Annotated in this window: 14 protein-coding genes; 3 read left to right on the forward strand and 11 right to left on the reverse strand. The window is 66.0% G+C overall.

Going from position 1 to position 12705, the window contains the following annotated elements; translation table 11 throughout:
- Positions 1-153: 153 nt before the first annotated feature.
- From CTR55_RS00800 to rsxA, 8 genes are all read right to left on the reverse strand, one after another.
- The gene (locus tag CTR55_RS00800; protein WP_296283653.1) at positions 154-336 is read right to left on the reverse strand and encodes a PA3496 family putative envelope integrity protein; all 183 of its coding nucleotides are present in this window, start codon (positions 334-336) and stop codon (positions 154-156) included.
- 107 nt (positions 337-443) lie between these two features.
- Positions 444-1082, reverse strand: a complete 639-nt coding sequence (nth, locus tag CTR55_RS00805) for an endonuclease III (protein ID WP_296283654.1) — start codon at positions 1080-1082, stop codon at positions 444-446.
- The gene (locus CTR55_RS00810) at positions 1079-1792 is read right to left on the reverse strand and encodes an electron transport complex subunit E (RefSeq protein ID WP_296283655.1); all 714 of its coding nucleotides are present in this window, start codon (positions 1790-1792) and stop codon (positions 1079-1081) included. Before CTR55_RS00810 ends, nth begins: the two co-directional genes overlap by 4 nt.
- Positions 1785-2420 carry an electron transport complex subunit RsxG gene (gene rsxG, locus CTR55_RS00815; protein ID WP_296283656.1) on the reverse strand — a complete coding sequence of 212 codons (636 nt, stop codon included), beginning with the start codon at positions 2418-2420 and terminating at the stop codon, positions 1785-1787. The genes CTR55_RS00810 and rsxG overlap by 8 nt, the downstream gene beginning before the upstream one ends.
- A complete protein-coding gene (locus CTR55_RS00820; RefSeq protein ID WP_296283657.1) occupies positions 2417-3457 on the reverse strand; it encodes an RnfABCDGE type electron transport complex subunit D in 1041 nt (346 codons plus the stop codon). Before CTR55_RS00820 ends, rsxG begins: the two co-directional genes overlap by 4 nt.
- Complete coding sequence (gene rsxC, locus CTR55_RS00825; RefSeq protein WP_296283658.1) at positions 3457-5778, reverse strand: electron transport complex subunit RsxC; 2322 nt, start codon at positions 5776-5778, stop codon at positions 3457-3459. The genes CTR55_RS00820 and rsxC overlap by 1 nt, the downstream gene beginning before the upstream one ends.
- Positions 5775-6329, reverse strand: coding sequence for an electron transport complex subunit RsxB (gene rsxB, locus CTR55_RS00830; RefSeq protein ID WP_296283659.1), 555 nt, complete (start codon positions 6327-6329; stop codon positions 5775-5777). The genes rsxC and rsxB overlap by 4 nt, the downstream gene beginning before the upstream one ends.
- Positions 6326-6910 (reverse strand): electron transport complex subunit RsxA, encoded by a 585-nt coding sequence (rsxA, locus tag CTR55_RS00835; RefSeq protein WP_296283660.1) that lies wholly within the window; start codon positions 6908-6910, stop codon positions 6326-6328. The genes rsxB and rsxA overlap by 4 nt, the downstream gene beginning before the upstream one ends.
- 208 nt (positions 6911-7118) lie before the next feature.
- Here rsxA and CTR55_RS00840 point away from each other — a divergent pair, with 208 nt between their 5' ends.
- A complete protein-coding gene (locus CTR55_RS00840) occupies positions 7119-7649 on the forward strand; it encodes a hypothetical protein (protein WP_296283661.1) in 531 nt (176 codons plus the stop codon).
- Between the two features lie 39 nt (positions 7650-7688).
- Here the strand turns inward: CTR55_RS00840 and CTR55_RS00845 are convergent, their stop codons facing one another.
- From CTR55_RS00845 to metG, 3 genes are read right to left on the reverse strand one after another with little or no spacing between them, the layout of a single operon-like run.
- A complete protein-coding gene (locus tag CTR55_RS00845) occupies positions 7689-8027 on the reverse strand; it encodes a DUF4349 domain-containing protein (protein ID WP_296283662.1) in 339 nt (112 codons plus the stop codon).
- Positions 8024-8494: a hypothetical protein gene (locus tag CTR55_RS00850; RefSeq protein ID WP_296283663.1), complete on the reverse strand. Its 471-nt coding sequence runs from the start codon at positions 8492-8494 to the stop codon at positions 8024-8026. The genes CTR55_RS00845 and CTR55_RS00850 overlap by 4 nt, the downstream gene beginning before the upstream one ends.
- Positions 8495-8540: 46 nt before the next feature.
- Complete coding sequence (gene metG, locus CTR55_RS00855) at positions 8541-10574, reverse strand: methionine--tRNA ligase (protein WP_296283664.1); 2034 nt, start codon at positions 10572-10574, stop codon at positions 8541-8543.
- A gap of 288 nt (positions 10575-10862) precedes the next feature.
- Between metG and apbC the strand changes: the two genes are divergently transcribed.
- Positions 10863-11957, forward strand: coding sequence for an iron-sulfur cluster carrier protein ApbC (gene apbC / locus CTR55_RS00860; protein WP_296283665.1), 1095 nt, complete (start codon positions 10863-10865; stop codon positions 11955-11957).
- A 97-nt stretch (positions 11958-12054) separates the two neighbouring features.
- Entirely contained in the window at positions 12055-12621 is a 567-nt protein-coding gene (gene dcd, locus CTR55_RS00865) for a dCTP deaminase (protein ID WP_296283666.1), read from the forward strand.
- The last annotated feature ends 84 nt before the right edge of the window (positions 12622-12705 follow it).

A 12705-nucleotide genomic window follows, 5' to 3' on the forward strand; every position in this document is an offset into this window, starting at 1 on the left:
AGCGAGGGGAACGCCATCGTTATTGCTCGCGAACAGAAATTCCCGGCGCCTCTGTGGCTGGGCGGTTCGCGAGCCAGCTCGCTCCTACGAAAAGCAAAAAGCCCCGCCAGGTTGCGGGGCTTTTTCATACGGGTGTTACGTTCAGGAGAAGGCTTACAGATCGAAATCGTAGTCGGACAATTGGCGCTGCAGGCGGCGTTCTTCAAGCAGGTTGTCGATGATGCGGCGCTTGGTCAGGTTGGTCTTGGCGACCTCGACCGTGGCTTCTGCGCCGTCATCGCTGTCCTCTGTGCTGACATCGTCCTCGAGTTCGAGGTCTTCTTTGTCGTTTGCCATTCGGTGCACTCCACAACACGGGGTGTGTTGGCGCCCCTTATAGCGACAAAGGACCGGACGGTAAAAAAGATTTTTTCAATCAGCCTGAAGGAATTTTCCCATATCGCTCAATCGTCGGAAGTCTTGTGCTTGTACTCACACAGGTCCTCGATCCGGCAACTGCCGCACTGCGGCTTGCGCGCCTTGCAGACGTAGCGCCCGTGCAGGATCAGCCAGTGGTGGGCATCGAGCAGGTATTCCTTGGGCACGAACTTGAGCAGCTTGCGCTCCACTTCCAGCACATTGCGCCCCGGCGCGATGTGGGTGCGGTTGGAAACGCGGAAGATGTGGGTGTCCACCGCCATTGCCGGCTGTCGGAAAGCCGTGTTGAGGACCACGTTGGCGGTCTTGCGGCCCACGCCCGGCAGGGCTTCGAGGTCTTCGCGGTTTTCCGGCACCTGGCCGCCGTGCTTCTCGATGAGGATGCGGCAGGTCTCGATGGTGTTCTTCGCCTTGCTGTTGTACAGGCCGATGGTCTTGATGTACTCCGACAGGCCGTCCACGCCGAGGGCATAGATCGCCTCCGGGGTATTGGCCACCGGGTAGAGCTTGGCGGTGGCCTTGTTCACCCCCACATCGGTGGCCTGCGCCGAGAGCAGCACGGCGATCAGCAGCTCGAAGGGCGTGCTGTAGGCCAGCTCGGTTTCGGGGTTGGGATTGTCTTCTTTGAGTCGGCGGAAAATCTCCGCGCGCTTGGCGGCATTCATTCGATCACTCCGGTCACGCGGACGCGTTGGCGCTCGGTCGCGGGTACGTCGCCCGTCGGCGCCTTGGCGCGGTCCGCCAGGCTTTCATCGATACGGTTCTTCAGTGCAATCAGCAGGCCCAGCACCAGGAAGGCACCGGGCGGTAAAACGGCGAGCAGCAGGCCCTGGTAGCCAGGAATCTGCAGCTTCCAGTCGGCGGCGCTGGGGCCGAACAGCAGGTCCATGCCGGCGAGCAGCGTGCCATGGCCGAGCAGTTCGCGCAGGGTGCCGATGGCCAGCAGGACGAGGGCGAAGCCCAGCCCCATCATCAGCGCGTCGAAGGCCGAGCGCGCGACGTTGTTGTTCGCGGCGAAGGATTCCGCGCGGCCGAGGATCACGCAGTTGGTGGTGATCAGCGGCACGAAGATGCCCAGCACCTCATACAGCTCGTAGCGCCACGCCTGCATCAGCAGTTCGACGCAGGTGGTGAGGGTGGCGATGACCAGCAGGAAGGCCGGCAGGCGCACGGCTTCGCTCAGCGTGCCACGGATCAGCGATACGGCAACGCTGGAGCAGACCAGTACGAAGATCGTCGCCAGCCCCAGGCCGAGGGCGTTGACCATGGAACTGCTGGTACCCAGCAACGGGCATAGCCCGAGCAGCTGTACCAGGCCGGGGTTGTTCTTCCACAGGCCCTGCAGGGCGATTTCGCGGTAGCCGGGATTATTCATGCTGGTCTCCCGAAGTCGCAGGGGCGAGCAGCTCTGTCTTGTGCGCATCGAAGTACTGCAGCGCCAGGTGCGTGGCCTTGACCACCGCGCGTGGGGTGACGGTGGCTCCGACGAACTGGTCGAACCGGCCGCCGTCCTTCTTCACCTTCCAGCCAGCCTCGGCCGGGTCGCTCAGGGAGCGGCCGTCGAAGCCGTGCAGCCAGTCGCTCTTGCCCAGTTCGATGCGGTCGCCCTGGCCGGGTGTCTCGTGGTGCGCCACAACCCGCACGCCAAGCAGGCGGCCTTGCGCGGTCACGCCCACCAGCAGGTGGATCGAGCCGCCGTAGCCATCCCGCGCCACGGGCTGGAGCACCACCGCTGTGGTCTGGCCCTGCAGCCGGGCAATGTAGGCCGGCGCTGGTTCGTTGCGACCCAGCAGCTTGGGATCGAAGGCGCTGACTTCGCTCTCCAGCGGATGATTGTCGTAGCTGCCTTTGGGCAGCAGCTCCAGCAGCGTACGGCCACGCGCCTCGCGCTGGGCGGTGTCGATGCGCTGGGCGGTGAACTGGTGGACGGTCGCCACCACGCCGGCGGCGACCACCGCGAGCAGGCCCAGCACGAGGGCATTCTTCAGCAGGGCACGGCTCATCGGTCACCTGCCTTGAAGCCGCGCTCGGGTTGCTTGTGCCCGTAGGTGCGCGGGCGGGTGAAGTAGTCGAGGGTAGGCGCAGCGAGGTTCATCAGCAGCACGGCGAAAGCCAGACCGTCGGGGTAGCCGCCCCAGGCGCGGATCACATAGGTGAGCGCGCCTACGCCGATGCCGAACAGCAGGCGGCCGCGATTGCTGGTGGCGCCGGACACCGGGTCGGTGACGATGAAGAAGGCGCCGAGCATGGTCGCGCCGCTGAACAGGTGCAGCAACGGCGAGCCGTGGGAGTCGGAACCCGAACCGTTCCAGAACAGCAGGCTCATGACGAACAGGCCGCCGAGCATGCCCACCGGCGCGTGCCAGGTGAACAGCTTGCGCCAGAGCAGGAACAGCCCGCCGGCAAGGAAGGCCAGGTTGACCAGCTCCACGCCGCGCCCGCCGACGCTACCGAAGGCAGGAGATTGCGCCAGCAGTTCTTCCATGGTCAGGCTGTGGTTGTTGCGCAGCACATCCAGCGCGGTGGCGCCGACCCAGGCGTCCGGCCCCTGGCTGGCGATGCCGAAGATCTGCCGCAGGCCTTCGCCGAAGCCGAGCGCGCTGTCCGGCGCCGGCCACTGGCTCATCTGCTGCGGGAAGGACACCAGCACCACCGCGTAGCCGATCATCGCCGGGTTGAACGGGTTCTGCCCGAGGCCGCCGTACAGGTGCTTGCCGAAGATCAGCGCGAACAGCGTGGCGACCGCGCTCAGCCACCAGGGCGAGTAGGGCGGCAGGGCGAGGGCGAGCAGTACGGCGGTGACCAGCGCGCTGCCGTCCTTGAGGAAGAACGTCACCGGGCGGTTGCGCAGCTTGAGCATCAGCGCCTCGATGGAGAGGGCGAGCAGGCTGCACCAGAGCAGATTGAACAGCGTGCCGATGCCGTACAGGCCGATCAGCACCAGCGCGCCCGGTGCGCAGGCAGCCAGCAGGGTCAGCATGACTCTCTGCGTGCGGTTGGCGCCTGTGGCGTGGGGCGAGCTGATGCGTGGCAGCTTCATCAGGGAGCCTCACCACTGGCATCGGCGACGGCACGTTCCGCCGCTTGCAGACGCTCGCGGGCAGTGGCCAGTGCGGGGTCGCCGGCGCCTTCGCGTTCGAGCTTCTTCAGGTCGGCGCGGGCGTAGGCCAGTTCGGTCTTGGCGGCGCGCAGGGAGGCGCTGATCGGGTGCCTGTCGGTGCGCACCAGGTTCGGCGGTGCCTTGCCGCTGGCGTCTTCGGCGGCGTGCAGGGCGGCTTCCGCGGCGGCCAGCGTCTGGCGGATCGCGTCCAGTTCCTCGGCAGGCACACCTTCGCGTTCCGCGGCGCGCAGGGCATCGCGTTGGGCGATGTAGACCAGCTTGGCCTGGCGCAGGGCGAGAACCCCGTCGATGGGCTGGGCGGCTTTCGGTTCGGTCGGCATGGAGGTCCCCTGCAATGGGTTGAGTTGGCGTTCGATGCGTTCGACCTCTTCGCGCAAAGAGGCGAGGGTGGCGCGCTGTTCGTCGCTGGGCGATTCGCCGAAGGCCTTCTCGGACTTCTTCAGCTGCGCACGGGCCATGGCAGCATCGATCTTGGCCTGCTTCAGCGCCGCTTCATCCGTGACAGCCGCCACAGTGGGAGCCGGCTCTGCGTTGGCGCTTTGCACTTCGGCAGTGGCCAGCGCGGCTTTCGACTCTTCGGCAGCGCTGCGCAGTTCGGCGACCTGAGTGCGCAACTGCTCGGTGTCATGGGCGGCCAGTTGCTTCTCGGCTTTCTTCAGCGCGACCTGGGCCATGCTCGCCTCGATCTTCAGGCGCTTGAGCTGGTCGGGCGCATTGCCCACGGCCTTCTCGGCCTTCACCCGTTCGATCACCGATTGGGCGTCTGGCACCGCGGGCGTTTCCACGTCGGGCTGGTCGGCCTGCACGTGTGCGGCGCGTTCCTGGCGGGCCCGGCGGTCGGCGGCGCGTTGTTCTTCCTCGCGGCGCAGGCGCTCCTGGCGTTGCTCGAAGCGCAGACGCCACTGCTCGGCCTTCAGCTGGCGCTGTTCCAGCTCGCGGATTTCGGCCTTGGACGCGCGGTAGTACTGCACCAGCGGAATGCTCGACGGGCAGACGTAGGCGCAGGCGCCACATTCGATGCAGTCGAACAGGTTGTGCGCCAGGAGCTGGGCGTGGTCTTGCGCGAAGAAGTGCAGTTGCTGCGGTAGCAGGCTGGCGGGGCAGACCTGCGCGCAGTCGCCGCAACGAATGCAGGGCATGGTCGGCATCGGCGGTGGCAACTCTTCGCGGGTGGCGGCGAGCAGGCAGTTGGCGGTCTTGATCAACGGCACGTCCAGCGAGGGCAGGCTGTCGCCCATCAGCGGACCGCCGAGGAGCAGGCGTTCCAGCTTCGTGCGGTCGAGGCCGGCGAAGTCCAGCAGCTCACCCACGGGGGTGCCGATCAGCGCTTCGACGTTGCACGGGCGCTCCAACGCGGCGCCGGTCAGGGTGGTGATGCGCGAGATCAGCGGCCGACCGCGCAGCACGGCGTCGGCCACGGCAACGGCGGTGCCGACGTTCACGCAGAGCATGCCGATGTCCGCCGGTAGCCCGCCGGAGGGCACTTCCCGGCCGGTCAGCAACTGGATCAACTGGCGCTCGCCGCCGGACGGGTAGCGCGTCGGGACCGCTTGCAGGCGGATCGGGCGTTCGCCGATGGCGGCCTTTACGGCGGCGATGGCCTGGGGCTTGTCGTCCTCGATGCCGAGCAGCACCTGCTGCGGCTGAAGGATGTGCATCAGCACGTCGATGCCTTCCACCAGCTCGGTGGCGCGCTCGCGCATCAACAGGTCGTCAGCGCTGATATACGGTTCGCACTCGGCGCCGTTGATGATCAGGGTGTGCAGGTCGTCCTGCGCGCGAGCGGCCAGCTTGGCAGCGGTGGGAAAACCGGCGCCGCCCAGGCCGGCAATGCCTGCCTGGCGGATGCGCTGCAGCAGTTCGATCCCGGAGAGGGAGGCATATTCTGGCTCGGGTGTGAGTTCCACCCACTCCTCCGCGCCGTCGCTGTCGATGACGATGGCGGGCAGCGAAAGGCCGGAGCTGTGCGGATAAGGTTGCTCGCTGATCTCGACCACGTTGCCGGAAGTCGGCGCATGCAGCGCGGCGCTGATGGCACTGCCGGCCTCGGCGATCAGTTGGCCCTTGAGCACGCGCTGGCCGACTTCGACACAGGGCATGGCGGGCTCGCCGATGTGCTGTTGCAGCGGCAGTACCAGCCGGTGCGGTAGCGGTGGCTGCTGGATCGGTGTGGCGGTGGATTGCTGCTTGTTCGCAGGCGGGGTGATACCGCCGGGGAAGTTCCGGACTGGTGCATTCATGCCGCCTGCTCCCCGTCGCTGTGGATCAGCCGGCCCTGCGGCAGCGGCCATGTCCAGTCGGCGACGCGTAGCGGCAGGTCGCGCATTTCGATGCAGTCCACCGGGCAGGGTTCCAGGCACAGGTCGCAGCCAGTGCATTCGTCGACTATCACCGTGTGCATCAGTTTGGCCGCGCCGACGATGGCGTCCACCGGGCAGGCGCGGATGCACTTGGTGCAGCCGATGCACTCGGCCTCGCGGATATAAGCCACGCGCGGCAGCGTTTCTTCGGCCGCGTCCAGAGGCAGTGGTTCGACGTCCAGCAGCTCGGCGAGGGCGGCAATGGTCGCAGCGCCACCGGGCGGGCACTTGTTGATCGCATCGCCCTCGGCGATGGCCTGGGCGTAGGGCTTGCAGCCGGCGTAGCCGCATTGGCCGCACTGGGTCTGCGGCAGCAGGTCGTTGACTCGGGCGGCAATGGATTGGTCCGTGACCTTTACCCGTGCCGAGGCGTAGCGCAGCGCCACGGCGCTGGCGAGGCCGGCCAGGATGATCAGCAGCACCGCGATCATGGCTTGAGCAACCCGCTGAAGCCCATGAACGCCAGGGACATCAGCCCGGCGGTAATCATGCCGATGGCTGCGCCCTTGAACGGCTTGGGCACGTCGGCGATGTCGATGCGCTCGCGCAGGGCGGCGAACAGCACCAGTACCAGGGTGAAGCCCAGCCCGGCACCGAAGCCCTGGAAGGTGGATTGCAGGAAGCCGAATTCGGGTTTGCGCGCATTGAGCAGCACCACGCCCAGCACGATGCAATTGGTGGTGATCAGCGGCAGAAAGATGCCCAGCACCTGGGCCAGCACTGGGCTGGTCTTCCTCACTAGCAGCTCGGTGAGCTGCACGGCGATGGCGATCACCAGGATGAAGGCGATGGTACGCAGGAACTCCACGTCCAGCGGTTGCAGCACATAGCGCTGCAGGATGTAGCTGAGCGCCGAGGCGAGGGTGAGGACGAAGGTGGTCGCCAGGGCCAGCGCGAGCGCCGTCTCGATCCTGCGCGACACGCCCATGAACGGGCAGATGCCGAGGAATTGCACCAGCACGAAGTTGTTGACCAGAATGGCGCTGACCAGGATCAGGGCGAGTTCGCTCATGGCCGGGCACTCGCAGCCGGGCGCGAGGTGAGGCGGATCATGCTCGGAGATCCGTGGTCAGCAGGTTGATGGCGGCGAGAGGGCATAGGTCGAATACAAGGTGCGAAGTAGGCAATTGTACCTCCGCGAAATCAGTTGCGGTGCCAGGGGCGGCGGGAGGACTATCGGCGACGGCCGAACCCGCTCGGTCCCCCTCACGGAAGTCGCGATGCGCAAAACCCTGTTCGGACGCTTCCCCGCCCTCTGCCTGCTGTTCTCCAGTGCCCTGGCTTCGGCCGCACCCTTCACCACGGCTGACCTGGTCAGTTGGCCGCGCATGAATGTCGCCGACTTCGCCTGCCTGCTGGAGCAGCGCACCGGCCACGCCGATGGGCAGTTCAGTTGCGCCGCGAGCAAGAAGCTCAGTAACTGGGGCGACGCCTGCCATGACACCGACCTCAGCTACGCCGGGCCGCAATTGCCTGAAGCTCTGGTGCGCCAGCTCGATCCGCGTATCGCGGCGGTGGACCTGGATTGGGAGTACGGCCGGCTGCAGTCGGTCAACGTCACCTTCGACCGGATCATGACCGCGGAGGAGGTGGCCGACATCTTCCCGCAGGTGAACCTGGAAGACCCCACCTCACGGGACAACCTGAGCAACGCCTCGCTGCAGGACTGTGCGTCAGACGCCTCCTGCCTCTACCTGGAAGGCTTCGAGCACCTGGGTGGCGGCGACGTGGATTGCCAGGAGGCTCAGTAGCGTCTGCGGGCAGCCCTCCGCCGGTGGCGGGGGCTGGGGTCAGGCGGCTTGACGGCCAGCGCGCCGCGACCCGAGCTTGCGCCACAGCCAGCGCAGAATCAGTGCGGCGATCAGCAGCACGACCAGTACCGGCAGGCCGAAGGCGGCCATCTGGATAGCGCTGACAGTGCCGTCGGTGAGTTCGTCCAGCGAGCCGCTGAATGCCCCGCCGATGCGCGACCAGCGCCCGGTCGGCCGGTATTCGCTGGAGAAGTCCAGGGTCAGCAGGTTGGTGGAAATGCGCCGTTGTTGCTGGGCCGCGTCCTGGCGGGCGGCGTGCAGTTGCTGCTCGACTTCGGCAGTGGCCTTGGCCAGGGCCAGCAAGTCGCTGACGCTCATGTCCTGCGGCCCTGGAAGCCTTGCAGGGTCTGGTATTCGCGCTCCAGCCGGCCACGCAGTTGCTGGTTGTCGCTGACGGCCTGGGCGAGGTCTTCGGCCTGGGTGCGGCGGCTCCGCAGTTGCCCGCCTTCGGCGGCGAGGGCGACCAGTTTTTCCACGCCTTCGGGGACGATGCGCACCACGAGGTGCGCGTTGCGCATCTGGCTGTCGCCGCTCTGCTCGATGGCAATCAGCTCGCACTGGCCGAAGCGGTCCTGGGTGCAGGCGTCGCGGGAGGCGGCCAGTTGCGCGTCGATGCGCTCGCTGGCCAGGCGGATGCCGACCTGGTGTTCATAGGCGAGGAAGGAACCGGCTTTCGCCGCTTCCCCCTGGAAAGCGGCGCCGGAACCGGCGGCGTGCTCCGAGGGAGCACCGCAGCCGGCGAGGGCGGCGCTCAGCACGAGCGCTGCCCAGTGGTGCGGTTTCATCGATGGCCTCCTTGCCGTGATGAGGCGTCTTGTCGGACGCCGCAGGTTACTTGACGCGCTGACCGGGCTTGGCGCCGCTGTCGGGGCTCAGCAGGTAGATTTCCTCACCGCCGGGGCCGGCGGCGAGGACCATGCCCTCGGATACGCCGAACTTCATCTTGCGCGGGGCCAGGTTGGCCACGTACAGGGTCAGACGGCCTTCGAGCTTGCTCGGGTCCGGGTAGGCGCTCTTGATGCCGGAGAACACGTTGCGCTTCTCGTCGCCGATGTCCAGGGACAGGCGCAGCAGCTTGTCGGCGCCCTCGACGAACTCGCACTTCTCGATCAGCGCGATGCGCAGGTCGACGGCGGCGAAGGCGTCGAAGTTGATCTCCGCAGCCAGCGGGTCCTTGGTCAGTTCGCCATTGCCAGCGGGCTGGTTGGCGGCGGCGAGGTCTTCCTTGGAGGCTTCGATCATGGCTTCGATTTTCGCAGGCTCGATACGGGTCATCAGCGGGTTGAACGGATTCAACTGGTGGTTGGCCAGCAACTGCTCGTGGTCGGCCCACTTGAGCGGGGCGACGTTGAGGAAGGCTTCGGCGGCTTCGGCGAGCTTCGGCAGCACCGGCTTGAGGAAGATTGCCAGCTGACGGAACAGGTTCACGCCCAGGGCGCAGATGGCCTGCACTTCGTCCTGCTTGCCTTCCTGCTTGTTCAGCGACCAGGGTGCCTTGTCGGCGATCCAGGCGTTGGCCTGGTCGGCCAGGGCCATGATTTCGCGCATGGCGCGGCCAAAGTCACGGGCCTCGTAGGCGGCGGCGATGCTAGGCGCGGCGCTGCGGAAGGCTTCGACCAGTTCCGGCGCCGGGTTGGCGTCCACCAGCAGGCCGTTGTTGCCCTTGTGGATGAAGCCGGCGCAACGGCTGGCGATGTTGACGACCTTGCCGACCAGGTCGGAGTTGACCTTCTGTACGAAGTCTTCAAGGTTCAGGTCGAGGTCGTCGACGCCGCGGCCCAGCTTGGCCGCGTAGTAGTAGCGCAGGTATTCCGGGTCCAGGTGGTCCAGGTAGGTGCGCGCCTTGACGAAGGTGCCGCGCGACTTGGACATCTTCTGGCCGTTGACCGTCAGGTAGCCGTGCACATTGACCGCGGTCGGCTTGCGGTAGCCGGCGCCTTCGAGCATGGCCGGCCAGAACAGCGCGTGGAAGTTGACGATGTCCTTGCCGATGAAGTGGTACAGCTCGGCTTCGGAGCCTTCTTTCCAGTAAGTGTCGAAGTCCAGTTCGGGGCGGCGTGCGCAGAGGTTCTTGAAGCTGGCCATGTAGCCGATCGGCGCATCCAGCCAGACGTAGAAGTACTTGCCCGGCGCGTCGGGAATCTCGAAGCCGAAGTACGGCGCGTCGCGGGAGATGTCCCACTCCTGCAGGCCGGCATCCAGCCATTCGGCGAGCTTGTTGGCCACCGAATCCTGCAGGGTGCCGCTGCGGGTCCACTGCTGCAGCATGTTCTGGAAGTCAGGCAGCTTGAAGAAGTAGTGCAGCGATTCCTTGAGCACCGGGGTGGCGCCGGAGATCGCCGATTTCGGGTCCTTCAGCTCGGTCGGGGCGTAGGTCGCGCCGCAGGCTTCGCAGTTGTCGCCGTACTGGTCGGCGGTGCCGCACTTGGGGCAGGTGCCCTTGATGAAGCGGTCGGCCAGGAACATCTGCTTTTCCGGGTCGAAGTACTGGGTCACCGGACGGGTGGCGATGTGGCCGGCTTCGCGCAGCTTCAGGTAGATGGCCGAGGACAGCTCGCGGTTCTCTTCCGAGTGGGTCGAGTGGTAGTTGTCGAAGTTCACCTGGAAGTCGGCGAAGTCGGCCATGTGCTCGGCGCGTACACCGTCGATCAACTGCTCGGAGGTGATGCCTTCGCGCTCGGCGCGCAGCATGATGGCCGAGCCGTGGGCATCGTCCGCGCACACATACACCGCCTGGTTGCCACGCATCTTCTGGAAGCGCACCCAGATGTCGGTCTGGATGTACTCCAGCATGTGACCGAGGTGGATCGAACCATTGGCGTAGGGCAGGGCGCTGGTGACGAGGATCTTGCGGGCTTCGGACATGATGGTCGGCCGTTCCGGTTAAAACGAGGGAATCGGCAACTATATAGGGGCGGGGCGAAATTTTCATCCGTGGGCCGCTTGGCTCCAGGGGGAGTTGGTCCGCGACCATTGGGCGCACGGGCTGTTCGCGAGCAAGCTCGCTCCTACAGTTGAAGCCCGCGCGGACCTGCTTTTTGTAGGAGCGAGCTTGCTCGCGAACCCGAATCGCTGCTGATGAGTGTGAGCAACGGTGCCGCGAGAGGCGTAAGATACCCGCCCATTCTGCTCAGTCTTTCATCGGGAGTACCCATGGGCGCCGCCAACCGAGCCACGGTGGAAAACCTTCTCCGCCAGATCAACGACCCTCACACCGGCCAGAACCTGCTGGACGCCGGCTACCTGCGCGAGCTGGACATCCAGGGTGGGCGCATCTCGCTGACCCTGGAGCTGGGCTACGCCGCCGGCCTGTTCAAGAACGGCCTGGCGCAGACCGTGCAGATGGCCCTGGAAGCGCTGGACGGTGTCGATTCGGCGCAGGTCAAGGTGGAAACCCACATCGCCGCGCACAAGGCCCAGGCCCAGGTGCCGGGCATGAGCAACGTGAAGAACATCATCGCCGTGGCCTCCGGCAAGGGCGGCGTGGGCAAGTCCACTACCGCCGCCAACCTCGCGCTGGCGCTGGCCCGCGAAGGCGCCAGGGTCGGCATCCTCGACGCTGACATCTATGGCCCGAGCCAGGGCATCATGTTCGGCATTCCCGAGGGCACCCGGCCGAAGATCCGCGACCAGAAGTGGTTCATCCCGCTGGAAGCCCACGGCGTGGAAGTCATGTCCATGGCCTTCCTCACCGACGACAACACCCCGGTGGTGTGGCGCGGCCCGATGGTTTCCGGTGCGCTGCTGCAACTGATCACCCAGACCGCCTGGAACGACCTGGATTACCTGGTCATCGACATGCCGCCGGGCACTGGTGACATCCAGCTGACCCTGGCGCAGAAAGTCCCGGTGGCCGGCTCGGTGATCGTCACCACCCCGCAGGACCTGGCCCTGCTCGATGCCAGGAAAGGCGTGGAGATGTTCCGCAAGGTCAACATCCCGGTGCTGGGCGTGGTCGAGAACATGGCCGTGCACATCTGCTCCAACTGCGGCCACGCCGAGCACCTGTTCGGTGAAGGCGGCGGCGAGAAGCTGGCCGCGCAGTACGGCGTCGAGCTGCTGGCGTCGCTGCCGCTGTCCATGGCCATCCGCATGCAGGCCGACGGCGGCAAGCCCACCGTGATCGCCGACCCGGAAAGCCAGCTGGCGATGATCTACCAGGAAATGGCCCGCTGCGTCGGCGCGCGCATCGCCCTGAGCGAGAAGGCTGCGCCGGACATGCCGAACATCTCCATCAGCGACGACTGAACTGTGACAACGCCGCCGGGCGCGCCCCTTTGCCGGGCGGCGCGCCTGCCGGTAAGATTCGCCTTCTTTTTTCAACCGCCGCACAGGACACCCCGCCATGAGCATCAAATCGGACAAGTGGATTCGCCGCATGGCTCAGGAACACGGCATGATCGAGCCGTTCGTCGAGCGCCAGGTTCGCGGTGCCGATGACAACCGGGTGATTTCCTACGGCGTCTCCAGCTACGGCTACGACGTGCGCTGCGCCGCCGAATTCAAGGTGTTCACCAATATCCACTCGGCCGTGGTCGACCCGAAGAACTTCGACGAGAAGAGCTTCGTGGACATCAACAGCGACGTCTGCGTGATCCCGCCGAACTCCTTCGCCCTGGCCCGCACCGTCGAGTACTTCCGCATCCCGCGTGACGTGCTGACCATCTGCCTGGGCAAGAGCACCTACGCGCGCTGCGGCATCATCGTCAACGTGACTCCGCTGGAACCGGAGTGGGAAGGCCACGTGACCCTGGAGTTCTCCAACACCACCAACCTGCCGGCGAAGATCTACGCCCATGAAGGCGTGGCGCAGATGCTGTTCCTGCAGTCGGACGAAGCCTGCGAAGTTTCCTACCGTGATCGCGGTGGCAAGTACCAGGGCCAGATGGGCGTTACCCTGCCCAAGGCCTGATCGGGCGTTGCTCCAGAAAACCGGGCTCAGGCCCGGTTTTTTATTGGCTGCTTCCCGCCACGAGCTTTGGATTCTGTAGAAGCG

The organism is Pseudomonas sp., from assembly GCF_002796985.1.
Lineage (GTDB): Bacteria > Pseudomonadota > Gammaproteobacteria > Pseudomonadales > Pseudomonadaceae > Pseudomonas.